Here is a 24,231-nt window from a genome sequence, read left to right as displayed (position 1 = left end):
AAAAAATTATTTCTTAATTTGATCTATTAAAAAATCAACCATTTCCATTACTTCCTTTTTATTTTGGGTCAGGTTATAATGGCTCCAGAAACTGCTGAAAGAAGATAATATATAGCGGGCAATAATCTGAGCTGAAGTTGTACTTTTGATATTTCCATCTTCCTGAGCCTGTAATATTGCTTTTTCTAAAATAGCCAGTAAAGATTTGCCGCTTTGTAAAATAAGCTGCCTGGCTTCCTGATCTTCCGGAACAATTTCGAAAATGGTTTTCACCGTAAGGCATGCTTTATTATCAGTTACAGTTTGTTCAACAACATCACGGATAATATTTTCAAGCGCGGTTATACCTTCATTTTTTGCTTGTAACGCCTGGTAATATTGATTTTCTTTGAAATCAGAATAATTGGATAAGCATTTTAAAAACAAATCATGTTTATTACCATAGGTATCATAAATACTGCTTCTGTTCAGCTTCATAGCATCTACAATATCGTGCATTGAGGTAGCGTGATATCCCTTTTCCCAAAAGAGATTACGGGCTAGTTCCAGTTTTTCCGTATAGTCGAATTCTTTATTTCTTGGCATACTGCAAATATACAATTTAAACCAATCGTTCCAAATTGAGTTTATTATTATTTAGATTCTTCAATAGCGTGTAAGGCTGGCAATTGATTCTTTAAACAGGTAAAAATAACCTGACAGGTTTCAAAAACCGGTTAAGTTTAATACACATACAACCAAAGATTTTTATCTGTGAAAGTATACTCATTAGTATTTTTCAGGATAAAAAGCTTAGTAAAAAACCTAGTAGTGCTCCTCCGATAACAACAAAAGCACTGTTTATTTTTTTTAATCCGAATACAACAGCTATACTTATACAGGCGATAAGAGTTGTTTTCCAGTCGGTAATGCTGTCAATTCCCATAGTGATGCATACAGACAGAATGAGAGCTACAGATGCCACATTTACGCCGTTAAGAAAAGAAGAAAATGTTGCAGAATTTCTCATTTTATTTACGAAAGGACCCGACAAAGCAACAAATATAAAAGAAGGAAGGAATATGGCTAAAGTAGATACCAAAGCCCCTGAAAGTCCATTAATCTGATATCCGATAAATGTCACTGAAGAAAACACAGGCCCCGGAGTAAACTGGCCTACGGCGATAGCATCTATAAGTTCCTGACGGGTAATAATCCCTCTTGAAACAAGCTCTGTATCCAGAAAGGCGAATAAAACATATCCGCTGCCGTATAATATGGCTCCGATTTTCAGAAAGATCCAGAATAATTTTAAATTGAGCAGGGAAGAAGTGTTGGATAGTAAAAACTGAAGTGGACTGATAAAAATAAAATTGTTCAGTTTTTTATTTCTTTGATACTCTATTATCAATATTAAAAATCCGGCTCCGAACATTAAAACTATTTCATTGATTTTTAACAAAGAGCATAGGAGAACAATTCCTCCCACAGCCGCTAATGGGAAAGTTTTTACTGATTTTTTTGCCAGTGGGAATGCAGCACCTATTATAATTGCTATAATGGCAGGTTTTATTCCACAAATAAAGGGAGATACTTCGGGAAGCCGGCCATATTCTTTGTATAGCCATGCAAAGATACCTGTAATAATAACCGCAGGAAATATAAAACAAAGCCCGGCAACTATCAGTCCTTTCCAGCCTGCTCTTTCACGTCCTATATGGATTGCCATTTCAGTACTGTTAGGACCAGGAATAAGATTGGCAGCTCCAACAAGATCCAGAAATTCCTGATCTGTCAGCCACTTTTTTTCAGCCACTACTTCTTTTTGCATCATTGCGATATGGGCAGCAGGGCCTCCAAATCCAATGATCCCGAGCTTCAGAAATAATTTGGCAAGGTCTTTTAAGTCATTATTATTGTTCACTTTAAACGATGGGTTTTACCAGGACCATTTAAAAAAAAATGATTTAATAAAAGTAAAAAACTATAGGATATATTTTAATATCTGCATGGTCATTTTTACATTAATTTTGAAAAGTATGGGTTTTAATAGCAGATTATAAGGTCAGGCCGCTTAAGGATTTAAAGCTGTTTGATTGAATTTTGATGTGATTACAGTCGTTTTTCTTAAAATAATTTTAAAATTAACATATTTATAAAAATTAACTTAATTATTTCAGACTGTTTTCTTACATTTATTCAATGAATTTTGAGAGAGTAGGACTTGTTTTATCAGGAGGCGGTACCAAAGGAATCGCCCATGCAGGAGTATTAAAATTCTTACAGGAAAAAGGTATTGAGATAGATATTCTTTCCTGTTGCAGTGCGGGATCTATTGTAGGATGTCTTCATGCTGTCGGGAAAACTCCGGACGAAATCCTTGAATTCTTCAATTCTGTCTATTTTTTCAACTGGAAACACTTTACGTTCAATCAGCCGGGACTGGTTTCTTCAGTGATCTTCAGAAACTACCTGAAACCTATTTTCCACGAAATGAAATTAGGTGATCTTGATATCGAAGTGAAAATCGTAGCTACAGAGTTAGTTGCAGGTACCCAGAAAATTTTTGATAAGGATTTTGAAATTGTTGATGCTATTATTGCCTCTTGCTCCATTCCGGGAATCACCACTCCCTACATCATTGGAGATGAAATGTATTGTGACGGAGGAGTACTGAATAACTTCCCCGCAGATATCATTAGAGAAGACTGTGATAAGCTGATCGGTGTATTTGTATCTCCGCCCAATGAAGCAAAGATCAAAGATCTGAACTCTATTAAAGCAATCGTTTCCCGTTCTTATGATCTTCTGTCCTACAGAATCGAAAAAATAAAATTTGATTACTGTGACTGGTTCATTTCTTCCCAGAAACTATCGTCTTACGGGACTTTTGAACGAAGAAAAGACAGGTTGGAAGAGATTTTCAATATCGGTTACAAAGCAGCAAAAGATAGCTACGAAGAAAGTAGTTTTTTTACGGAATTAAGACAATCCGGAACATAAAAAAATCCTGTATCATACAGGATTTTTATTTTATAAAAGCTTAAAACGGTTTTGAGTTCTTAAAGAGAAGTTATAGAAAGACGATAACAACTTCCAGCTTCTCACCTCCATCTTCATCTTTAATTCTTCACTACATAGCCATCCTGGCGAACAATTTCACGATCATTCGCATCATTTACAACCAGCGTGTAAGGTGCTTTTTTGGGAGAATCTGTAAGGTAATTTCTCCAGATCTGATAGCTGTGTCCTTCATTGCTGAATTCGATATAATAATTTCCTCCAGTACCGTCAGGAATCAACTCACCATCACTGATAATCATACTTGGCTTAGCGGTGATCTTTGCATTGGCATTCCAGGACTGGTAAAGGTATTTTCCATTCGGTTGTTTGTCGATTCTGATCTTGAACTTTTTGGTTTTAATAATAACAGTCTTCGGTACCTGCTGAAGGGCAGAAGAAGTTATAAAACCGTCTGTTTTCGGAGCGGGAACTTCTTTAGCCTGAACAAAAGAAAACTGGGCTAAACAGAAAGTCCCTAATAAAATATGCTTTATCATATTGAGTGGTTATTGGTTAACATTTCAGACTCTATCAAATATAGAGCCATTTTTCAGCTGAATTTTCTTTTTAAGAACAAGTGCGTAAAGTTTATACAATGATTTTTTAATTATAATAAATTTGTATAAGCTAAAAATAGATTAAATAATTATTTAAATATTTCTTTGAACTCATCTGTGTAAGATAACTTTTCATAACCTAAGTACTTAAAATTTCCTTGAATGTAATTTTTTATCTGAAAATAATTTTTATGATAGAATTGTGATATTTTTACAACTTTATTTCCTTCTTTATACAAGTAAAGATATTCGTAAGTTCCTCCTTTACCTGTCAAATGGCTAAACTTCCAACCTTCAATTTCATGAGTTTTATAAGTTTTAGTTAGAAGTCCAAAAAATCTTCTTACAACAATAGTATCTTTATTGATTGTTATCTTGATACATTTTGTTCTTACTTCTCCAAAGAGTACTACATACGAAAAAAAAAGTATACTTGGGAGAAATATTCTTGGAAATACTGGAGTATTATAATTTTTTGTAATAAATATCCCGGGGATAATTGATATAATAATATATAAACAGGCAATCAACAATAAAGCTGGTAAAAAAGCTTTAAAAGTAAATTTTGTATTCATAATTACAAAATAGATCTCCTAATTTAATGTTCAGGTTTAATCTCAAAATTCTGTGTATAACTTGCAAAAGCATCTTCCAGGCTTTCAAATTTTCCTTTGAATTCATCAATAGGGCAGTCCTGAAGAATATTTCCTTTATGGATCAGAATGACTCTTGAGCAAAGCGCTTCCACTTCCTGCATGATGTGGGTAGATAGTAAAACAGTCTTTTGCTGTCCGATCTGTTTCACCACATTACGGATTTCAATGATTTGGTTAGGATCCAGACCATTGGTAGGTTCATCCAGAATCAGCAGATCCGGCTGATGAATGATCGCTTGTGCCAATCCTACACGTTGCTTGTATCCCTTAGACAACTGTCCGATTTTTTTTGATTTTTCCGGAGTAATTCCTACGAGTTCAATCACTTCATCTACTCTGGATTCGGAAATTTTGTGGATATTGGCTACAAACTGAAGATATTCTTTCACATACATCTCCAGATACAGCGGATTATTCTCAGGAAGAAAACCGATTTTCTTTTTGCTTTCAATCTCATGGTCTGAGATATTCATTCCATTAAAAATAATTTCTCCCTGATCAATTTTCAGCGCACCGACAATAGACTTCATCAGCGTAGATTTTCCGGCACCGTTTGGGCCAAGAAGACCGATGATCTCATTTTTATCAATAGAAATGTTGATGTTGTCAAGAGCAGTCTGTTCACCAAATTTTTTGGTTAAATTGATTATCTGAAGCGGCATAAATTATAATGTCTTTCTGCAAAAATAAAATAAAAAAACTCATCCGATAGAATGAGTTTCGCAATATTTATAAAATATAATTATTTTCTTGATTTTTTCTTGGCTCCGCCAGATGCCGGAGCTGCTGTAGAAGCAGTATTGGTGGCTCCTTTTACTGCCGAAGGGTTTATGCTGGAAGGTTTGTCATACATGGCATATTTTCCGTTTGTTCTTCCAAAAATTTTCTCCACCTGTTTTTGGGTTAAAAACTGTGATTTTCCAATGTATTTCCGGTTCTTGTTGATCACCTGAATAAACTGCATGGTCTGCTGCCCGTAGTTCTTTTCATAATGAAGCTCTATGATATCATTAGGCAGTTCCAATATAACATTTTCTTCTGGAGTGGAAATAAAACCATCCATAATCAGTTTATAGAGCCCGGCAACATCTCCATTAAGGTTCTGGAATGAAAAAGATCGGATTGTATTCAGGTTGCTGGTGTTCAGATCCTGGTAGTTAACTGTAAATTTATCTTCCTTTTTATAGAGACCAACGGAATTATCTTTACCAATTTCCACCAAACTTTCATTTTTCAACACTTTGATCTGTGAGAAAACTGAAATACCGAACATACATGTAATAAGTAGAATTATTTTTCTCATGGAATGAATTTTAATGTTTTATAACTTGGTGCACATAAATTTACTCATAAAAAAGCTAAAAAGCAATTTTAATTCGTTAAAGCAAAAGTAACATTTTTTTTTAATACTTATAAGAGATCATCTGCTGATGTTATGGGCTTCATTGTTTATGTAAAGAGTTGTGATTCACAGGGTTTTAATCTCTTTTGTGACAGTGCTGTTATTTTTGTATAAGCCAGGTTTATATTTCAAATCTGGTGTAAGGTGTTGAGAAACAGAGTGAAATTTACTCAGGTGTTATGAAATTAAAAATTTATTAAAAATAAATGTTAAAAATGAGGTTTTGTGAATTAATCAATAAAAAATATCAATGAGAAGCTATAGCTGTAAGAATTACATTCTTTATTGCAGCTTCTTTGAAACTCCAGTATTCACGTCTTGTTTCTGAGCTGCTGCGGCAACAGATAACAACGTAGAAAATACACCTGTGAAAAATAATTGTGTTTTGGTCATTACTTTTTTTTTGCTAAAAATTGAGATATAAGAAAATTCTTATTGAATCTTTAAATGGTTGTTTTAAAGATTTGAGCTCCCGAATATATCTTTTTCCTCAGATTGTACAAGTAAATATTTTTGTCAATTAATATGAGTGAAAACATAAATCAGTAAGATAAAAGTCAGTATTTTTAATGGTGGTTTGAATTTATATGAGGAGTAATACTTCAAAAATGCTGATGGTACCTTATTCAGAAATGTCAATAATCAATTAAATTTCTTTTTTATGGAAAATACAGAGCATAAGCATGGAGCACCTTCTTCCATGGAAGTTGAAAAGCATTCAAAACGTCCTTCCTCTGCAATGTACGGACAATTTGTGTTGATGGCTGTAGTGATGTTTTGCGCGATGTATATCATTATGTATGCGATGATAGACAGCCTGAAGAATCTTATTTCGAACATTAATAATCTATATATGGCTTTGTTGATGACTTCAGCGATGCTTCTCATAGAATTGTGGGTGATGCGAAAGATGTATACCAACAAAGCCATAAATTGGACTATCGTGATCATTGCCGTAACATCAGGTATTTTTTCCTGGTTCGGAATCAGAGAACAGATGAATGTTGATGACAGGCAGTTTGTCAAAAGTATGATTCCTCATCATGCAGCAGCTATTTTAATGTCTCAAAAGGCACATCTTACCGATCCGCAGCTGATTACCCTGCAGAAAAATATTCTTAAAACACAATCCGAAGAAATCAAGCTGATGAAGCACAAACTCAGAGAATTTGAAAGAAGATAGGGCAGGAATCTGAAATAACACAAATATTGATATACTGTTATTTTAATCAGAATATTTTAATAATTTAGTTTCCATGAAAATTATATGTTTTTTGAAAACGAAAAATGCAAAGTTTCTTTAATTCTATGAATAATTTTAAGCCGCGAGAAGAAAGATTTTTAGCAAGTGAAAGTCAAAAAAATATCAGCACCTTACCTTAGAGTCAAAATAATTTAATAAAAGGCAAACCCTTATAAAAGGGGATATGAGATAAACCATGCTGAGCATTAGAAGCTTCATCCTGCTATCCGCTCATACTCCTCGCACAGGGCTGAATCCACTTCCTGCTGCGGGGTAACCGCTGCTATCAGGGCTAGAATAGAATTATAAATTATGAATTATGAATTATGAATTATGAATTGAAGAAATATACTCAAACATCTGTGCCCATCTGTGCGATCTGTGGGAAAAACAAAAACATTCAATAGGAACGGTCTTTAGCCCGTTTACCAAAGATTAAAGAAATCATCTAAAAAAAGAAGCCTGCCTCACGGCAGACCCCTATAAAAACAAGATTGAAAAGAATTTATTGTTTGGTAATATCCGGAACTGCCAACGGAGCCTGATCCCAACCACCGCCAAGCGCTCTGTAAACAGCAACACTCGCTTTAAGTTGGTTCACTTTCTTTTCTACAAGCTCAAACCTTGATTCCAGGGCATCCCTTTGAGTCAGTAAAACCTCCATATAATCAGCACGGGCATATTTGAACAGGTCGTTGGAAATGTCTATAGACTTTGTTAAAGCATTTACTTCCTTCGTTTTGATATTCACACTGCTTTCCAGATTATGAATTTTAGACAGCTGATTGGCTACCTCAATATAAGCTCCCAGAACAGTCTGCTCATAATGATACACTGCCTGAATCTGTTTCGCATTGGCATTATAATAGGCGGCCTTAATCGCTCTTCTGTTAATCAGCGGAGCCGTAAGTTCTCCAGCAAGAGAGAACAGGAACGACTGAGGTTTGATGATATACAGCGGATTAAAAGCCTGTAACCCGACTCCTGCAGAAAGATCAAGAGAAGGGTAGAATCTTGCTTTGGCCACTTTAATGTCAAGCTTGGCAGCAGCCAGTTCATATTCAGCCTGTTTGATATCCGGACGGTTTTCCAAAAGTTCGGAAGGAATTCCTCCATACACAGCTTGCGGAACAACAGAATCAAAAGAATCCTGACTTCTTTCTACAGGCTGGGGGAATCTACCCACCAGATAGTTGATCTTATTCTCGGTTTCAACAATCTTCTGCTGGATGTCATACTGCATGCCCTGGGTTTTCAGAACCTGGGCTTCAAATCTCTGTACGGCCAGTTCATTGGATCGCGCATTCTTTTTTAGTTCTTTGATAATCTCCAAAGCATCATTCTGAATTTTGATATTCTGATTCAAAATGACCAGCTCATTATCCAGTGCCAGCAGCTCATAATAAGAATCGGCAATCTCAGAAATCAGATGAGTGGTCATGAAGTTCTTTCCTTCAATGCTCGCAAGATACCTTTGCACCTGTGCTCTTGTAGCATTATGAAGTTTTCCCCAGATATCTGTTTCCCACTGTGCCTGGGCACCAACACCAAAGTCAAATAAAGGTTCCGGCATTTCTCTGCCGGGTTCTATTTCAGTATTGGCCTCCATGGCTCCGATATTGGTGTACCGGCTTACTTTGTCTACGCCAGCTCCGGCTTTTAAACCTACAGAAGGAAGATATTCACCTTTCCTGGCTTTGATTTCATTTTTAGACATTTCAATTTCCTGAAGAACAATATTCAGTTCCTGATTATTCTGCAGGGCCTGACTGATCAGCTCCTGAAGATGAGGATCACTGAAATATTCATTCCATTTCATTTTTCCCGTATTGATAGTGTCATTTTCTGCTGAACCGTATTTTTCAGGGACAGTTTTGTTCTCAGTACGTTGTGCTATTTCTATAGGTTTACAGGCAGTAAGACTTAATAAAACGACTGCCAGACCTGCATATTGATATATTTTTCTTTTATTCATAATGGATCATGTCTTCGCTTAATGGAGATTCATCTTCGTCTTTGATCATTTTTTTACCATCAGACCACTTGGCAAATATGTAGTAGAGCCCCGGAATGACAATCACTCCGAATAGCGTTCCTATCAGCATTCCTCCCAGTGAAGATGCCCCAATGGTATGGTTTCCGATCGCTCCCGCACCTCTTGCAAAAACAAGCGGAACCAATCCTGCAATAAAGGCAAAAGAAGTCATCAGGATCGGTCTGAAACGGGCTTTGGAGCCTTCTACCGCAGCTTCAAGAATAGAATCTCCTGCCTGGCGTCTTTTCACGGCAAATTCTACAATAAGTACTGCGTTTTTACCCAGTAATCCGATAATCATGATCAATCCAACCTGTGCGTAGATGTCATTTTCCAGTCCCATTGCCTTTAATAATAAGAAAGATCCGAAAACTCCGACTGGGAGTGAACAAAGTACCGCAAACGGAATAAGAAAACTTTCATACTGAGCCGCCAGAACCAGATACACAAATACCAAAACAACAAGGAAGACATATATGGCTTCATTCCCACGCTGGGCCTCATCATAAGACAATCCTTCCCATGCCACTTTATATCCGTGAGGAAGTGTTTTAGCCGCTGTTTCATTGATTGCCTGAATAGCATCCGCTGTTGTATACCCTGCAGCCGGAAGTCCGCGGATTGCCGCAGAATTGTACATGTTGTAACGGGTGATTTCATTAGGCCCCTGTGTCTTTTTCATCGTCATAAATGCGGAATAAGGCACCATTTCATCACGGTCGTTTTTCACATACAGATTCATAATATCCGTCGGAAGTCTTCTGAATTCCGGAGAGGATTGTACATAGACTTTAAAGAACTGTCCGAAACGGATAAAGCCCTGTTCATAGGTACTACCGATCAGAATGTTGAGGTTGTCCATCGCTTTTCCGATAGAAACTCCTTTCTGCATCGCCGCATTATTATCAAAAACCAGCTCATACTGAGGATAATTAGCCGCAAAAAAGGTGAAGACTCCTGAAAGCTCCTTACGTTTTTTAAGCTGTGCGATGAAATCTTTATTGGCTTTATCAAATTCCTGATAATCGGTCGTTCTGTTCAGATCAAGCAATCTCATAGAGAAACCTCCCGAAGATCCGAACCCCGGTACAGCCGGTGGTTCAAAGAACTCAATGGTTGCTCCAAGGTCTTTTGATTTTTCTTCCAGCTCTTCCATGATCTCCTTCACAGAATGATCACGGTCGTTCCAGCTTTTAAGGTTGATCAGACAGGTCCCTGCATTCGATCCACGGCCTTCCGTCATGATTTCATATCCTGCCAGGGATGATACAGATTCCACACCGTTTACTCCCATACAGATTTTCTGCAACGTTCTGGAAACCTTATTCGTCTGCTCAAGGGTAGAACCCGGAGGAGTCTGGATGATGGCATAGATAGTTCCCTGGTCTTCATTCGGGATAAACCCGCCCGGAAGAACCTTATTGATCATCACAATTCCGGCACAGAATGCGATCAGAATTCCCCATGTTACCACCTTTCGGCTCACAATTTTTCTAAGGAATGAAGCGTATTTTCCTGTTATTTTATCAAACCCGCTATTGAATGAATCTAAAGCTTTGGTGAAAATATTGGCTTTTTTAGGCTTTCCATGATGGTTTTTCAATAACATTGCGGCCAAAACCGGAGTCAGAGTAAGGGCTACTACCGCAGAAATTACAATAGAACTTGCCATTGTAATCGAAAACTGACGGTAGAAAGTTCCCACCGGACCCGTCATAAATGAAATAGGGATAAACACGGCTACCATCACGGCTGTAATGGCAATAATAGCTCCGGCTATTTCACCCATCACTTCTTTTACCGCTTTATAAGGTGAAATATTACTGTCTTCCATCTTGGCGTGGACAGCTTCAATGACAACAATCGCGTTGTCAACCACAATACCGATCGCCAGTACCAAAGCAAAAAGGGTAACAAGGTTGATGGTTAACCCAAAGAACTGAATGACAAAGAAAGTTCCGATCAGAGAAACAGGTACGGCAATAATAGGAATCAATGTAGAACGCCAGTCACCAAGGAAAATGAAAACCACAATGGCCACCAGAATAAATGCATCTCTTAAGGTATGTATCACCTGTTCAATAGAAGCATCAAGGAACTGGGATACGTCATAACTGATTTTATAATCAACTCCCGGAGGGAAGTTTCCTTTCATTTCTGCCAGTTTTGCTTTCACATCTCTGATCACGTCATTGGCATTACTTCCGTAATTCTGTTTTAAAACGATAGAGGCAGAAGGATGGCCGTCAAGATTGGAATAAATATCAAAGAACTCACTTCCCAATTCTACTTTGGCAATATCTTTCAGCTTTACATTTTCTCCTTCTGCATTGGAACGGACGATGATATTTTCATACTCTTCCGGTTTATTATATTGTCCTTTATAAGTCAATACATATTCCAGCGACTGTGCTGCAATACCGGAACTTTGCCCGATTCTTCCCGGGCGTCCGATGATACTCTGTTCGCCAATAGCTTTCATCACCTCATCTACAGAAATAGAATACGCACGCATACGGTCAGGGTTCAGCCAGATACGCATGGCATATCTTCTGCTACCCAGGATCTGAGATTTTGCAATCCCGTGGATACGGTTGATTTCCGGGATGATATTCACCATAGAGTAGTTGTAAAGGAATTTTTCATCCATACTTTTATTCGTACTGTAAAGGTTTACGTACATCAGCATACTCGGCTGAATCGGGTTGACAACAACTCCTTCTTTCTGTACCAGTTCCGGTAATAAAGGCATTACCTGGTCCACTCTGGTTTTTACCAGAACAACTGCCTCATTCGGATCGGTTCCGGGATCAAAGACAACATTCACGGTAGCTTCCCCGGCACTGGTAGCATCGGTGGTGATGTAACGCATTCCCTGAACTCCATTGATGGCATTTTCAATCGTAATCAAAGATGATTTTACCAATACATCTGCACTCGCGCCGGGATAGGCAATAGAAACGGCTACAGTGGTAGGGGCAATTTTTGGAAACTGTTCCGTAGGAAGCTGCTTCATGGCGATACCTCCCATAAACAGGATCACAACCGATATTACAATGGCGAAAACCGGTCGGTGTATTACTTTTTTAAACATAATGCTGCTTTTGGGTTACTCGGCGTACAGATCCAGGTTCGACATTACTTTTTCAGGCTTTTGGTATTTTGAACTGATCTTTTGATTTTCCTGTACCATTCTAAGACCCTCAAGTAGGATTCTGTCATCCTTTCCAAGTCCTGAAGCCACTACATAAATATGCGGTAATTCGGCAGCCACTTTTATTTCTCTTGCATGTACTTTACCATCTTTACCGATCACATAGACATATTTCTTTTCCAGCTCTTCGAAAGTTGCTTTCTGTGGAATCATCATTGCATTGGCATAAGGAGAGGTGATAACGATGTTTCCGGTTTCTCCGTATCTCAGCAGTCCCTTCGGGTTCGGAAAAGTAGCCCTGTAAGCGATATTTCCGGTTTCATTGTCAAAATCAGACTCTATGGTTTGTACAATACCATCTTGTGTAAACTCTTTGCCATTGGCCATTCTAAGACGTACATGCAATGGATTGTCATCTTTTTTCGCGTCCATCTGATTAAGATATTCAGCTTCCGGTACATTGAAATATACCCACATTTTGCTGTTGTCGGAAAGTTCAGTCACAAGCTCGCCTTCATCTACAAGGCTTCCTTTACGTACGTGTAATTTTCCTACAATTCCATTGAAAGGAGCACGGATTTCGGTAAATTTTAAATGGGTATTCATTGAAGCAAGTTCGGCCTGGGCTTTTTCATATCTTGCTTTAGCCATAGCCATTTCCTGAGGGGCAACAATGTTTTTGTCAGAAAGGTTTTTGGTATTCTGATATTCGATTTGTGCGTATTTGGTTTCCGCTTTGGCACGGTTTACATCAGATTCATAAAGATTAGGCATGATTTTGAACAGCAGCTGCCCTTTTTGTACAAACTGTCCTTCATCTACATAAATAGACTGAATGTATCCTTTTTCCTGGGCTCGAAGCTCAATATGATTAATAGAACGGATTTGCGCAACATAATCTTTGTTCACCAAAGTATCTTTAATAAGCGGGCTTGTTACGTTGAATGACGCTGCTTCTGTTTTTTCCTTTTTTTCAGATTGACAGCTTACAAACAAGAGAATAAGGCACAAGTTGATATACATGAGACTTTTCTTGACCATGATAATATATTGTTTTATAATAATTTATAATTGAAAAAATAGAGTGACCGGCTTTCACAATAAAGGATGAAAGCGGATAAGGTTTTCGAAAAAATTAGTATAAAATCACAGTCGGATGACCCTGTACTGGATGTACAGATCATCATGTAAGGTCTTTAAATGTTCTGATTGGGCAAGTGAAACAGCGATTTGTCTGTTGTGAAATGTAGTAACGAAACCTGAAATCAGATGCCAGAAACCATCTTTGAAAAGGGCAAGAAGCTCGGTAGAACCGGAGGTCTCTACGTTGTCGTCATTTTCATTGTCGTTTTCAGAAAGATTAGCTCTGATTTTGTTGTACCGGGGATGGCTGACATTGTAAGTATCGTGAGCTTCATTATTTTTAAGAAATGCAAAAGAGTCTTTGAAGCTCTTTTTTTCGTGAACAAGAAGATCAGTGGTAAAATGAAGATCGGAAGAAATATCCGTTGATATATACTGCTGAATTTGCCCGTAATACCATCCTAAAATGGTAAGCAACGCAAATAGCAAACTGTATAAATATTGATAAAATCTTTTCCGCATCCCAGAGACAAAGGTAATTAAACTTCAAAATAGGTGCAACCGCTAAAGATTAAAAAAGTGTTAAAAAGTAAGTTTTTTCATTGAAAAAATAAATGAAATAAGGTAGGAATCAGGGGTGAGCAATTCCAATCCTTTACCGGGCTGTCTAAAAATAATGCCAGTCTTTCTCCTCCGCAGTTCAGAACCTCTTTCCAGTAAAGGATCATAGATAATTTTTGGTCAATATAAGTCTGCAGCATTGATGTTACATCCTTTTTATTTCATTATAATTACTTGGAGGTTTTAAAAAATTTAATATTATTTTTGAATTAGCTTTATTTTGCACAATTTTTGCTGTAAAAAGCTACTTTTAACGGTTAAAGCATAACCGATAGTACAAAAAACTCCTCCAATATTTATTATGATGAAAAAATACCTTATTTATATATCACTTTTTGGAGCACCCTTATTTTGGGGCCAGGCTAAAGTGACTGAAAAACCTGTATACCAACAGAATCTGGCATTATCAGAGACAGAAAATGCGTTAATGGCATTTGATGCTGATATAAAATTGTCCGACGAAGAAAGCGCTTTGGATAAAAAACTATTCCAGATTCGTAAACAGTTTATCAGTGATTCGGAAGCCAAGAAAATATCTTTATATAACAGCTCTTTTAATGAATTAAAACCATTAATAGAAAGCAGCAAGCTGTTTGAAATTCTTCAGACAATGCCTAAAGGAGGCCTGCTGCATACCCACAGCGGTGGAATAACAGACGTAAAATGGATTATTTCAACGGCCAGAAAATACCAGGAATGCTATGTTTTCGATCAGAAAGATAATGATCAGTACATTTTCGGACAGCTGGCTTTTTTTGAAAAAGGAAAAGTTCCGGACGGATTTGTAAGTCTTGATAAAAAGCTTACTTCAAACCCTGGTTTTGAAAAAGAACTGCAGGATCTTCTTACATTGAGAAGAGACAACCTTTGCTCTTACACAGATTATTGGATTGAATTTGAAAAACGTTTTAAACGTATCAGTTTGCTGCTTCCGTACCGTCCTTTCTTTAAAGCATATTATCTGAAAGGATTTCAGGATTTGATAAAAGACAAAGTACAGCACGTAGAAATCAGATATATCTTTGATGAACTTTATGATTTTCAGCATGGAAAATATTCTTTGGAAACTTCTATCACAGATCTGCAGGACATTCTTAAAGTTATACACCAGTCAGATCCGCAGTTCACCCTGAAACTGATCTATTCAAGTTTTAAATTCCTGGATAATGAAAGCATTGGGAAACAGCTGGAAACAGCGTTTGAAATGAAGAAAGAATTTCCGGATATGATCTCAGGTTTTGACCTTGTAGCAGATGAAGCAGCAGGTCATCATATCAGTTTTTTTGAAAAAAACTGGGCAAAAATGAATGAACTTAGTGCAAAGTATAAGGTGGAGCTACCTCTTTTCCTTCATGCCGGAGAAAGCAATTCTAGGTTGAATACAAATGTTCTGGATGTAGCACCGCTCAATAATAAAAGAATCGGTCACGGACTGAATCTCATCTATTTTCCAAAAACCATGGATCAGATCAGAAAACAAAACAAGCTGGTTGAGGTAAGCCCGATCAGTAATCAGATCTTAGGTTATGTAAGTGATCTGAGAAATCATCCGGCAAGAGTTTTATTAAGTAACGGAGTACAGTGTTCCATCAGCAGTGATGACCCTTCTGTCTATGGATATACCGGTCTCAGCTATGATTTCTGGGTAACACAGGTGTATTGGGAGCTGGATGTGAAAGCCCTGAAAAAACTGGTTTTCAATTCTATTAATTATTCTTCTATGAATGATGGTGAAAAAAAGAAAGCAATAACTTATTTGAACCAGCAATGGAATGATTTTGTTAAGAAAACAAATCAGACGTTAAACTAAACGGATTTTTCCTGAATAAACAAGATCGCATTATTGACCTTCAATAATGCGATTTATCATTTTAACAGATGTATTTTTTACTTTTTAAACTTTTCTCGGACAATTCTCCCGTATTCTTTTTCCTTTTGATGTATAGCATCCCAGACGGAAATTAAAATCAAATATTTTTTAAACTTACGTGGACTGATTATGCACCAGATATACTCTAAATCTACTTAAGTGTTTAAACCTTTTGTGGTTTTTATGGTTTGTTTTTTCACTGATTATACCGGCTTCCACAGAGGCTGGCGGTTAGCGTTATTACTTTTTATACGTACAAATGCCTATAGGGTACAGTACAAATACCTGGCTTCAAAATCGGAAATTTATACTCTGAGATCCGGCTCTTTTTCACCGTTACTTTGTTATGTTCAAAAGAAGCTTCGAAACCCTGAACAACGGCAGCATCCGAAAAGCCAGCAAAAGAGTAGGAACCATACCCAATATTATTATCATGAAAAATCCAGAAAATGTTGCTCCGTTTGTAGAAGCATCACAAATTATTACAGAACTGAAAGACAGAGCCAATGATATTCTAGCAAGTGTTTTAAGTACAGAGCTCTCGGCGATCACCATCAACGGCAAAGGAAATTTTCCTTACTACTGGCAGGATCCGTCTAATCTGAAGTTTAACAAGAAAACGTATGACTGGATCTCTTCCAACCTTAGAGCCAGTACTGAACCCGTGCAGCTGGATCAGGTATTTACCAATTATTTTATTGATGCTTTCTCAAAAGTCAATTATTCTCTATCATTAGAAGATACAGCTGTACTGAATGATGCCCATACAAGAGCTACAGATCAGCAAATGGCATTGCTTAACGCCTGGGTAGCTGCTTATAATACGCTTCCTCCGGCTACCGATACCATGCAGCCTATCGATATCATTATGGATAAAATTGCTACAGAATGGGCGAATCCTGCTACTACTTTATACCAGATTCAGAAAAGTGATAACCTCGATGCCTTACTGAATAAGACACCGGCTAGCGGAAAACCTATTATCCCTGTATTGGCCAGTTATCTGGATGCGCTGGGTGCCACCATATCTTTGCAGAACAATGTAACAATGAATAACGGATACTTATCCAAAGCCTTAAAAAATGTACAGAATCCTAAAAAAGAAAATGGCGGACTGCTCCTGAATGATGACAGTATCTTACCGGCTTTTGAGGTGACCACTCCGCTTGACCAGATTTTAAATGGTCTTAAAAATACATCTCAAACCGCACAGATTGATATGGAAGTAAGCCGTGAATCTGATAGCCGTTTCCGTGTTTCCGTTGAGGGGAAAACGGGTTTTTCTATTCCTATCTTTGATTTCTTTACCTTAGGAATTGGAGGCAATGCCAACTATTTTAGTGAAAATATTGCGACAAGCAAAAACTCCATCAAAATATCCATGATGTTTACAGGAGTTACCCTTGTAAACTTTGGACCAAAAGATTTTAATATAGCCAGCAATATGTACTGGGCATGGTTCGATCCTATCCGTAAAGCACAGATCAACAGCAGAGATAAAGAGGAAGAAAAACATATCTCAGGATACAAATTTTCTCCGGATCCGGGAATGAAATTCGGACCTGAAGGACCTTTCGGTTTGTTGAACGGAGTGGCCATTTCCAATTATCCTACAGTAGAAATCACCGTAACAGGTGAAGATTATAAAAGCATTCAGAAAACCTTTGAACAGTCTTCTTCTGCTACGCTTTCTTTTTTGGGAATTCCTTTGGCAAGTGTTAAAGAATCTACCTATTCTTCTTCGTTTTCTGTGGATCAGTCAAAATCTACGATCAAGATCACACTCAGCCCTCCGCCAAGTCTGGTAGCAGGTAATAATAGAGATTCCATAGCGTGGGTTCTTGGTGCTATTGTGGATTATCCTGCGGAAGTGAGTGATGATGTTGAGCTTCTTAATGATGAAGAGTTAGTCGCTAAAGGTGCCTATCCTAACTATCAGCTGTATAAAGATAACTTCGGAACGACCTATTGTTCTGTGAAAAAAGTAAAATCGCATGCTGTGGGGGCTACGTGGGTCAGCGAATGTCTTGCCGCCCATCCGGGTACAAGCCCTGCAGGAAAACCCTGGACAAGTCCTAAACAATCCGGAGTGATCTGGCCATAACCAACCCAAAAATAGATCATAAAAATAGACTGTCTCAACAAGGCAGTCTATTTTGTTAGATTGTATTGTATTAAAGTTTTAAAAACTATTTGACCAAAAGATAGATTCCAACACCAATGGCTGCATAAGCCGTAACGGTAAGAATATCAGCAATAGGCTGTGAAAAGCGTTTTTCTGCAATTCTCTCACTATTGATCTGGTTCTTATGGAATTTCAGATTTTTTTTAGCATTACGAACCGGGTGTACTACCAGACTGTCTCCTTCCCATCGGTCGACAATGACTTTATAACTTTTGCTGTCGACTTCAATTTTAACATTTTTACCGGCAGCCAGTTTCTCCTGAATATTCACAGGTGCAGGTTGGGCGTTCAGACTCTGGGATGCAGGGTTTGTACCCGCCATTTCTGCAGAAGTATTATTCGCTGCAACGGTATTTTTTTTAGAAGCCTGATTATTGTTGGCAGCCGGATCCGCTGGCTTTTTTACCTGATAGGTATAGCAGCTGGTAAGCGTGCATAATATAAGGATGAAATAAAAATTCTTTCGCATAAGCCAAATTTAAGAATTAAACGGAATATTTGGGAGTTTCTTTTGAAAGATGATGTTTTTTTTGAAGATTCTTACTTACTATGCAAAAAGCTTCATATAGTAGCAGGGCCAAAGTGAAGAAAGAAAGTACGGTTTTCCTGTGCAGTATAATTTCCACAGAAAAAGGCTTATGTTGGAATCGCTGTCAAGGTTTTAAACCTTGACGGGGATATTTCTGCGTGCAGAAGATAGTGGAATAGAATATTCTGATGAAAAAAGTCCACCCGTTTATACAACGTATATAGAGGATAAATGCACTATTGCTGTATGTTAAATTTATTGGAGGTGTATCATTGATGTATGCAAATATTGTTGTTGTCATTTCACATCTACTTACATTTACGCCAACAAAATGATCAAATAATGAAAAAAAAATTTCTATTGCTTGGAGGCTTACTATTAAGCCTTCAGGTATTCTCTCAAGTAGGTATTAATACACCAGATCCTCAGGCTAGCCTGGATGTAGTAGGTAAGCCCACATCTACAAATGTATTCGATGGTATTATTGCACCCAGAATTACAGGAGCACAACTCAGAGCAAAAACATATACCCAAAAACAGCAGGGAGCATTGGTGTATGTAACAGCTGCTGATACGGCTCCCGGCGGGCAGACAACTGAAGTAACCAGCACTGGATATTTTTATTTTGACAGCAACCTGAACCGCTGGCAAAAACTGAACTCGGGAACTATCGCCGCAGGGGATCCTACAACCGATGCTTTCATAGATGATCCCGCCAACACAATGGTAAAATTAGGAGCATCTTCTACCGGAACTGCCAGATCTTCAAACACTGATTTTGTCATTAAAGACAATGGAAGAGTAGGAATAGGGACTGCTTCCCCTGATACAGCGCTGCATATAAAAGAAAACGGAAATCCTGATAGTAATCAGTTGAAAGTTCAGTCAACCAATAGTTCTCCATTAATTAATCTGGAAAGAACAGCAGGGAATAACCTATCTGCCGGAACAGAGCTTGGAAAACTATCCTTTAACGGAAAGATTTTTGGGGCTAATTACCCATTGGCAGGGATAAAAGCCAATTATTGGGGAGACGGCTCAACCAATTCTTCAGCTCTTACACTTTCTACCAGTGACCGGCCGGCTGTTGTAATTAACGAATACGGATCTATGGGAATAGGACGTTATGATACCAACTATGCAATGTCTCCTACACAAAAGCTTGATGTAGACGGAAATGTAAGATTCAGAGGTGTCCCGTCATCCACAATGAACAGCACAGACATGTTAATGGCATTAGATACTAACGGGGTTGCTAAAAAAGTAGACATCACAACACCGGCCAGTGCTTTGGTTGCTACAAGAACAGGGCCTTCAGTAAAATCTGCAGATGGTTCCTCTGCCATCATGTGGTTTGAAAATACCTACCTTTCTAATAACGCTTATCTTACAAGAATAGATAACGGTACCTTTCAGGCAACCAAAACAGGATTATACACCATAAACATCACCGCACACTTCGACCAGGTTCCTGCAGGGACAGTAGAGGAAAGCCATTACAGAGGAGTAACCGTTGGGGTAAGGAATATTTCGGGTGGCAAGCTAACCCAGCATTACGGATCTAATTATTTAGGCGATGGATACACCAATATTACTGCTGTTTTTATACTAAATGCTGGTGAACAGTTTTATGCATACAGCCAATGTAATAAAGGTGGATCGTACAGACAGATGGAAGCTACAATGTCTGTTGTTTGTACACCTTTGTAATAAGTATCTTAAAGATATTACAGTTATAACACCATTTTTTAATAAATATAAGCAGCTGTTCCGGTTAACTTCATAATTTCCTTTCAGCTTCAAAACTAGAAAACCCTTTTCAGAAAAACTGAAAAGGGTTTTGTTATTATTTTAAAATGTTGTTTTCAGAATCTTTGATTTATAATGCTTAACACGAAAGTATATTCGAGGCTGTGAGGAGAAACTTTGAGCTTACCAATAAATACTTTAGAGAACGTTCGTTTAACGTAAAGATTTACAAGTTTTTTTCTATTACAAAAGATAGTTTGTAGTAGACTAGTATAAAACTGAGAAACGTAGCGGTATCTTTTTGGCTACTATGATTTCTGATTTTCTTCTTCAAAATAAAATAGAGAGACCGGGATAGTCTCTCTACTTTTTATTTTAGAACCTGCTTATCATAGAGAATATTATCATCTTCATCAAAGCTTATGATCAAAACTTTATATTGCTTGGCACTGTCGTTGTTAAAGAATTTAATTCTTGGCGGAACATAATCACTGTCAAATAAATTAGGATTCCAGTACAGTGTCTCACGCGTATCATTTTCAATTTTTTCCGGAGCATCGTCATCGATCATTTCAATAGGAAATTCTGAAGGTTTATCATATCCTTTGATGATTGATACATTGTTCTTCTTCAATTCTTTTTCATTGCTTTTAGATTTCATATTCCCCTTCATGGTATAGATGGCTACGGCATCACCTATTAATCCGGATCCTTTGATGATCTTTACCATCGCAATATTATTAACCGGAAGGCTGCTAATCATAGTAGGGTCGGTCTGTATTTCATCCAAATAGAGCTTAGCCTGCTGTCCGCGGATATAAGGAACGCTTGCTCCTGAGTTGTTTTTCTGAAATGTCAGGCCGGCAGCTCTTCCCTGCAGCCAGTCTAAAATATTGCTTGATCCTGAAATATGCTGGTCTTCATTAACGAAATCAAATACTGTCGAATTGACAGAACTGAACATGCCACTGGAAAGTTGTTTATCCAGCTCTGCTTTCGGATCTTTCTTTTTTCCTACCAAAGCTACTGCCTGGATTTGTATATCATTACTTTCTTTCTTTTTAGTATTTTTCTGAGTGTTGATCGCTCTGGAAATGGTTGGAGGCAGGCTTTTATTTTTGTCGGTTTTTACCAATGTGTATGGGGTTGCCGGGAAATTACCTGTAAATGGGGAAGGCGTCACTAACGGTTCTATGGTAACAAACAAATCATCATTTCCCGATTCTTTATTTTCTGAATTCACAAAGGCCGAGATCTCCAGCGGTTCATCATTATTGAGGTTGTTTAAATAGATATACCCATTCTGATCTGTTTTGAACTGACCGAATACGGGCTGATTTTCTCCCGATTTTGATAGTAAATTGACCGCCGAATTGATCATCAGGGCATTATTTTTAATAGGTTTCACCCTGTAGGAAAGATATTGCTGAGACTGTGTTTTAATGGTGGGTGCCGCTCCGCTGAGTACAGAATTCCAGTCGAATCTTTTCCAGTTTTCTGAAATAAGCAGGGCGTCCAGAGCTTCGGTGTTGGCATTTTTAGAGAAATATTGCGCCGGGCTGTCTATTCTTGTTGTAAAGTCTCCCGTCAGCCAAAGTCCGCTCAGAATATTTTCCTCTTCAGGAGTCTGGCTACCGTCATCTTCACTCACTAAAACTGTGTAATGTTTAAAATAAGACTCAGGGGAAAGATCAATACTATTGAATGCTCTTGGCGTTGGTTTTAAGCTTTGTCCTATTATTTCTGCTTTCTCAATTTTTAGATCAGCAGGTTTTATAAAGCAAAGCCTTTTTGCCACGATATTGTCCTGTTCATCAAAAATAACCAACTGTAAAATACCATTCGCACCATTACTTACTTTTGTAGGAATGAGGCTTGATACATCACTCGTCAGATGGTTGATATTGGCTCTGTAAGCAAGATGGTTGTTGATGAGTCCTACAACTTTATAACCCTGAAGCTGTTGTTTCAGATGAATACCCTTTATGTTGTATTTTATCCCTTCTTTGGAACTTACAACCTCTATACTAAGACCGCTGTCTGCAGCTTGCGGCAGATCAATGGTCTGGCTTTTTCCTTTATTATCCTGAATAATGGCCTGGTACTTTTTTCCTGATACCGGAGTTATTTTAAAGGAAGCCACATTTTTATCAAAAGATTTGAATGTAGTAACAGGAGTGTTGGGAGCTTGAATATCAATTATCTTTCCGGACCAGCTCTCCGGGAGGAAAGAATTACCCGATAACCTTACAGCAAATTTGGTAGAGGTACCGTTAATGAAAGTTCCGCCTTCCGGAAATACTTTGGCAGACCAGTCGGAATTTTTTGCAATAACCAATGATTCCGCAGAGTTCGGATTGTAAACCGGAATGGTTTTGACAATCTGGAAATCTTCATTGAAATTGGTCATATAAGGAGTGTAGGCTCTCACAAAATAAACCTGTTCCGGGAGATCTTCTTTCAGTTGAAAATCCCCGCTGCCTTCGCCGTTCGTAAGAAGTACAGTTTTCCAGTCGATTAATTTTTTATCGGCATTGTAAAGCTCTACAAATAGGGTAGTAGAGAGTGGCGATCGGTTATAACCGTTAAATACAAAACTTTTAAACCAGATTTTATCGCCCGCTGCATATTGTGATTTGTCGGTAAGTACATATACTTTCTCCTGCTCGTAATGATCTTCAAGATTGGTAATTGCTTTTTCCAGTTTGGTTTGCGCCATAATAGGCTGTACCATCGAAAGAAGCATTACACAGAATATTTTTTTCATAGAAATCTCAGCACATTTTAATTCTTTGCTAATGTAATCATTTAAAGACTTCCGGAAAGGTTAAAAACTTATAATTATCCAATGTATAGGCTATTTTTTACTAAAGTTTTTACTTGCAGAACTACCGGTGTTTTTTAACAATATGATGTTTTATAAAACAATACGGTCTAATAAAATTACCGGGCAATATTGATAATTTTCTCAATAAGGTGAGATGTGGTACATTAAAACCGCAAATAAAAGCTATCTTTAATTATATGAATTGAAGAAGCTTACAGATATGCGGAAAGTAATCCGGTGTCGGCAAGATAGTTGTACTCAATGAACGACCAAACAGAATATAAACTATGAATGTACAGTTAAAACAGAATTGTCATTTTAAAAATGACGGTGCCGATAATTTCGGTTCGGACATTTTAAAAGGATTGTCCGCTCATCCGAAAAAATTATCTTCAAAATATTTTTACGACAAAACAGGCGATCATCTCTTCCAGCAGATCATGGCGATGCCGGAATATTATCTTACCAATTGTGAACTGGATATATTTCAAAATAAAACAGAGGAACTTGTAAAAGCAATTTCCAATATTAATGAATCTTTTGATCTGATAGAATTAGGCGCTGGCGATGCGATGAAATCATCATACCTTCTCAGAAATCTGGTAGAGAAAGGAACAAATTTCACCTATATGCCTATTGATATTTCGGGAAATATTCTTTCTGTTTTGCAGGAAAACCTCAAAAAGAGCCTGCCTGAACTGAAAGTTTTACCGTTGGAAGGAGAGTATTTTGATATGCTTGATAAAGCCACCGGGATTTCAAAAAGGAAAAAAGTAGTTTTTTTCTTAGGCGGAAATATAGGCAATATGGAAAGCGAGGAAGCTGCACATTTCTGCAGTGAAGTGAAAAGAAAACTGAATTCCGGGGATCTGTTTCTTGTAGGATTTGACCTCAAGAAAAATCCGCACACCATTCTTGCTGCTTACAACGATCCTGCGGGAATTACCGCTTCATTTAATCTAAATCTTCTTACAAGAATCAACCGCGAACTGCAAGCAGATTTCAAGGTGGAAAATTTCCAGCATTATCAAAATTACGATCCGGTTTCAGGAGATTGCAGAAGTTTCCTGGTAAGTCTTTGTGATCAGGAAGTTCATATAGGAAACTGTTTGTTTACCTTTAAAAAAGATGAATTGATTGATATGGAGATCTCCCGGAAATTTTCTGAACAGGATATCAGAAAACTGGCTGGCGACTCGGGTTTTCATATTCTTGCTGAAATTAAAGATTCTAAAAACTGGTTTGTAGATTCTATCTGGATGGTATAATTTAAAAAGA

Annotated in this window: 18 protein-coding genes; 6 read left to right on the top strand and 12 right to left on the bottom strand. The window is 37.6% G+C overall.

Going from position 1 to position 24,231, the window contains the following annotated elements; translation table 11 throughout:
- Positions 1-6: 6 nt before the first annotated feature.
- Both V0410_RS08130 and chrA read right to left on the bottom strand, forming a co-directional pair.
- On the bottom strand, positions 7-585 hold the full coding sequence (locus tag V0410_RS08130; RefSeq protein ID WP_330747071.1) for a TetR/AcrR family transcriptional regulator: 579 nt from the start codon (positions 583-585) through the stop codon (positions 7-9).
- A gap of 193 nt (positions 586-778) precedes the next feature.
- On the bottom strand, positions 779-1,903 hold the full coding sequence (gene chrA / locus V0410_RS08125) for a chromate efflux transporter (protein WP_330747070.1): 1,125 nt from the start codon (positions 1,901-1,903) through the stop codon (positions 779-781).
- A gap of 278 nt (positions 1,904-2,181) precedes the next feature.
- On the opposite strand from chrA, the gene V0410_RS08120 reads away from it, so the two are divergent.
- A complete protein-coding gene (locus V0410_RS08120) occupies positions 2,182-2,982 on the top strand; it encodes a patatin-like phospholipase family protein (protein ID WP_330747069.1) in 801 nt (266 codons plus the stop codon).
- Between the two features lie 119 nt (positions 2,983-3,101).
- On the opposite strand, the gene V0410_RS08115 is transcribed toward V0410_RS08120, so the two are convergent.
- The 4 genes from V0410_RS08115 to V0410_RS08100 form a co-directional block, all read right to left on the bottom strand.
- On the bottom strand, positions 3,102-3,539 hold the full coding sequence (locus V0410_RS08115; protein WP_110010462.1) for a hypothetical protein: 438 nt from the start codon (positions 3,537-3,539) through the stop codon (positions 3,102-3,104).
- A gap of 149 nt (positions 3,540-3,688) precedes the next feature.
- Positions 3,689-4,174 carry a hypothetical protein gene (locus tag V0410_RS08110; protein WP_330747068.1) on the bottom strand — a complete coding sequence of 162 codons (486 nt, stop codon included), beginning with the start codon at positions 4,172-4,174 and terminating at the stop codon, positions 3,689-3,691.
- Between the two features lie 23 nt (positions 4,175-4,197).
- Positions 4,198-4,917 (bottom strand): ABC transporter ATP-binding protein, encoded by a 720-nt coding sequence (locus V0410_RS08105; protein WP_110010464.1) that lies wholly within the window; start codon positions 4,915-4,917, stop codon positions 4,198-4,200.
- A gap of 80 nt (positions 4,918-4,997) precedes the next feature.
- Positions 4,998-5,558, bottom strand: a complete 561-nt coding sequence (locus V0410_RS08100; RefSeq protein WP_227941789.1) for a hypothetical protein — start codon at positions 5,556-5,558, stop codon at positions 4,998-5,000.
- 760 nt (positions 5,559-6,318) lie between these two features.
- Between V0410_RS08100 and V0410_RS08095 the strand changes: the two genes are divergently transcribed.
- Positions 6,319-6,840: a DUF305 domain-containing protein gene (locus tag V0410_RS08095; RefSeq protein WP_330747067.1), complete on the top strand. Its 522-nt coding sequence runs from the start codon at positions 6,319-6,321 to the stop codon at positions 6,838-6,840.
- Positions 6,841-7,405: 565 nt separating this feature from the next.
- On the opposite strand, the gene V0410_RS08090 is transcribed toward V0410_RS08095, so the two are convergent.
- The 4 genes from V0410_RS08090 to V0410_RS08075 all read right to left on the bottom strand — a co-directional run bounded on the left by V0410_RS08090 (position 7,406) and on the right by V0410_RS08075 (position 13,661).
- Positions 7,406-8,875 (bottom strand): TolC family protein, encoded by a 1,470-nt coding sequence (locus tag V0410_RS08090; RefSeq protein WP_330747066.1) that lies wholly within the window; start codon positions 8,873-8,875, stop codon positions 7,406-7,408.
- Complete coding sequence (locus V0410_RS08085) at positions 8,868-12,029, bottom strand: efflux RND transporter permease subunit (protein WP_330747065.1); 3,162 nt, start codon at positions 12,027-12,029, stop codon at positions 8,868-8,870. The genes V0410_RS08090 and V0410_RS08085 overlap by 8 nt, the downstream gene beginning before the upstream one ends.
- A gap of 15 nt (positions 12,030-12,044) precedes the next feature.
- Positions 12,045-13,130, bottom strand: coding sequence for an efflux RND transporter periplasmic adaptor subunit (locus V0410_RS08080; protein WP_330747064.1), 1,086 nt, complete (start codon positions 13,128-13,130; stop codon positions 12,045-12,047).
- 105 nt (positions 13,131-13,235) lie between these two features.
- Positions 13,236-13,661 carry a hypothetical protein gene (locus V0410_RS08075; RefSeq protein ID WP_330747063.1) on the bottom strand — a complete coding sequence of 142 codons (426 nt, stop codon included), beginning with the start codon at positions 13,659-13,661 and terminating at the stop codon, positions 13,236-13,238.
- A 433-nt stretch (positions 13,662-14,094) separates the two neighbouring features.
- Here V0410_RS08075 and V0410_RS08070 point away from each other — a divergent pair, with 433 nt between their 5' ends.
- A complete protein-coding gene (locus V0410_RS08070) occupies positions 14,095-15,603 on the top strand; it encodes an adenosine kinase (RefSeq protein WP_330747062.1) in 1,509 nt (502 codons plus the stop codon).
- 406 nt (positions 15,604-16,009) lie between these two features.
- Positions 16,010-17,767 (top strand): lamin tail domain-containing protein, encoded by a 1,758-nt coding sequence (locus tag V0410_RS08065; protein ID WP_330747061.1) that lies wholly within the window; start codon positions 16,010-16,012, stop codon positions 17,765-17,767.
- A gap of 85 nt (positions 17,768-17,852) precedes the next feature.
- On the opposite strand, the gene V0410_RS08060 is transcribed toward V0410_RS08065, so the two are convergent.
- Positions 17,853-18,317 (bottom strand): hypothetical protein, encoded by a 465-nt coding sequence (locus tag V0410_RS08060; protein WP_330747060.1) that lies wholly within the window; start codon positions 18,315-18,317, stop codon positions 17,853-17,855.
- Between the two features lie 402 nt (positions 18,318-18,719).
- Between V0410_RS08060 and V0410_RS08055 the strand changes: the two genes are divergently transcribed.
- Positions 18,720-20,087 carry a hypothetical protein gene (locus V0410_RS08055; protein ID WP_330747059.1) on the top strand — a complete coding sequence of 456 codons (1,368 nt, stop codon included), beginning with the start codon at positions 18,720-18,722 and terminating at the stop codon, positions 20,085-20,087.
- 409 nt (positions 20,088-20,496) lie between these two features.
- Here the strand turns inward: V0410_RS08055 and V0410_RS08050 are convergent, their stop codons facing one another.
- On the bottom strand, positions 20,497-22,893 hold the full coding sequence (locus tag V0410_RS08050) for a hypothetical protein (protein ID WP_330747058.1): 2,397 nt from the start codon (positions 22,891-22,893) through the stop codon (positions 20,497-20,499).
- A gap of 347 nt (positions 22,894-23,240) precedes the next feature.
- Between V0410_RS08050 and egtD the strand changes: the two genes are divergently transcribed.
- On the top strand, positions 23,241-24,221 hold the full coding sequence (gene egtD / locus V0410_RS08045; RefSeq protein WP_330747057.1) for an L-histidine N(alpha)-methyltransferase: 981 nt from the start codon (positions 23,241-23,243) through the stop codon (positions 24,219-24,221).
- The last annotated feature ends 10 nt before the right edge of the window (positions 24,222-24,231 follow it).

The sequence above is a fragment of the Chryseobacterium sp. CP-77 genome (assembly GCF_036362765.1).
Taxonomy (GTDB): Bacteria; Bacteroidota; Bacteroidia; order Flavobacteriales; family Weeksellaceae; genus Chryseobacterium; species Chryseobacterium cupriresistens.
Note: the sequence above shows the minus strand (reverse complement) of the source record. Positions and strands in the feature narration are given on the sequence as shown.

What these genes read in the sequence shown, in the direction of transcription:
- V0410_RS08130 (WP_330747071.1), bottom strand. Translation starts at nt 585, where the DNA reads ATGCCAAGAAATAAAGAATTCGACTATACGGAAAAACTGGAACTAGCC.
- V0410_RS08120 (WP_330747069.1), top strand. Translation starts at nt 2,182, where the DNA reads ATGAATTTTGAGAGAGTAGGACTTGTTTTATCAGGAGGCGGTACCAAA.
- V0410_RS08115 (WP_110010462.1), bottom strand. Translation starts at nt 3,539, where the DNA reads ATGATAAAGCATATTTTATTAGGGACTTTCTGTTTAGCCCAGTTTTCT.
- V0410_RS08110 (WP_330747068.1), bottom strand. Translation starts at nt 4,174, where the DNA reads ATGAATACAAAATTTACTTTTAAAGCTTTTTTACCAGCTTTATTGTTG.
- V0410_RS08105 (WP_110010464.1), bottom strand. Translation starts at nt 4,917, where the DNA reads ATGCCGCTTCAGATAATCAATTTAACCAAAAAATTTGGTGAACAGACT.
- V0410_RS08100 (WP_227941789.1), bottom strand. Translation starts at nt 5,558, where the DNA reads ATGAGAAAAATAATTCTACTTATTACATGTATGTTCGGTATTTCAGTT.
- V0410_RS08095 (WP_330747067.1), top strand. Translation starts at nt 6,319, where the DNA reads ATGGAAAATACAGAGCATAAGCATGGAGCACCTTCTTCCATGGAAGTT.
- V0410_RS08090 (WP_330747066.1), bottom strand. Translation starts at nt 8,875, where the DNA reads ATGAATAAAAGAAAAATATATCAATATGCAGGTCTGGCAGTCGTTTTA.
- V0410_RS08085 (WP_330747065.1), bottom strand. Translation starts at nt 12,029, where the DNA reads ATGTTTAAAAAAGTAATACACCGACCGGTTTTCGCCATTGTAATATCG.
- V0410_RS08080 (WP_330747064.1), bottom strand. Translation starts at nt 13,130, where the DNA reads ATGGTCAAGAAAAGTCTCATGTATATCAACTTGTGCCTTATTCTCTTG.
- V0410_RS08070 (WP_330747062.1), top strand. Translation starts at nt 14,095, where the DNA reads ATGATGAAAAAATACCTTATTTATATATCACTTTTTGGAGCACCCTTA.
- V0410_RS08065 (WP_330747061.1), top strand. Translation starts at nt 16,010, where the DNA reads ATGTTCAAAAGAAGCTTCGAAACCCTGAACAACGGCAGCATCCGAAAA.
- V0410_RS08060 (WP_330747060.1), bottom strand. Translation starts at nt 18,317, where the DNA reads ATGCGAAAGAATTTTTATTTCATCCTTATATTATGCACGCTTACCAGC.
- V0410_RS08055 (WP_330747059.1), top strand. Translation starts at nt 18,720, where the DNA reads ATGAAAAAAAAATTTCTATTGCTTGGAGGCTTACTATTAAGCCTTCAG.
- V0410_RS08050 (WP_330747058.1), bottom strand. Translation starts at nt 22,893, where the DNA reads ATGAAAAAAATATTCTGTGTAATGCTTCTTTCGATGGTACAGCCTATT.
- egtD (WP_330747057.1), top strand. Translation starts at nt 23,241, where the DNA reads ATGAATGTACAGTTAAAACAGAATTGTCATTTTAAAAATGACGGTGCC.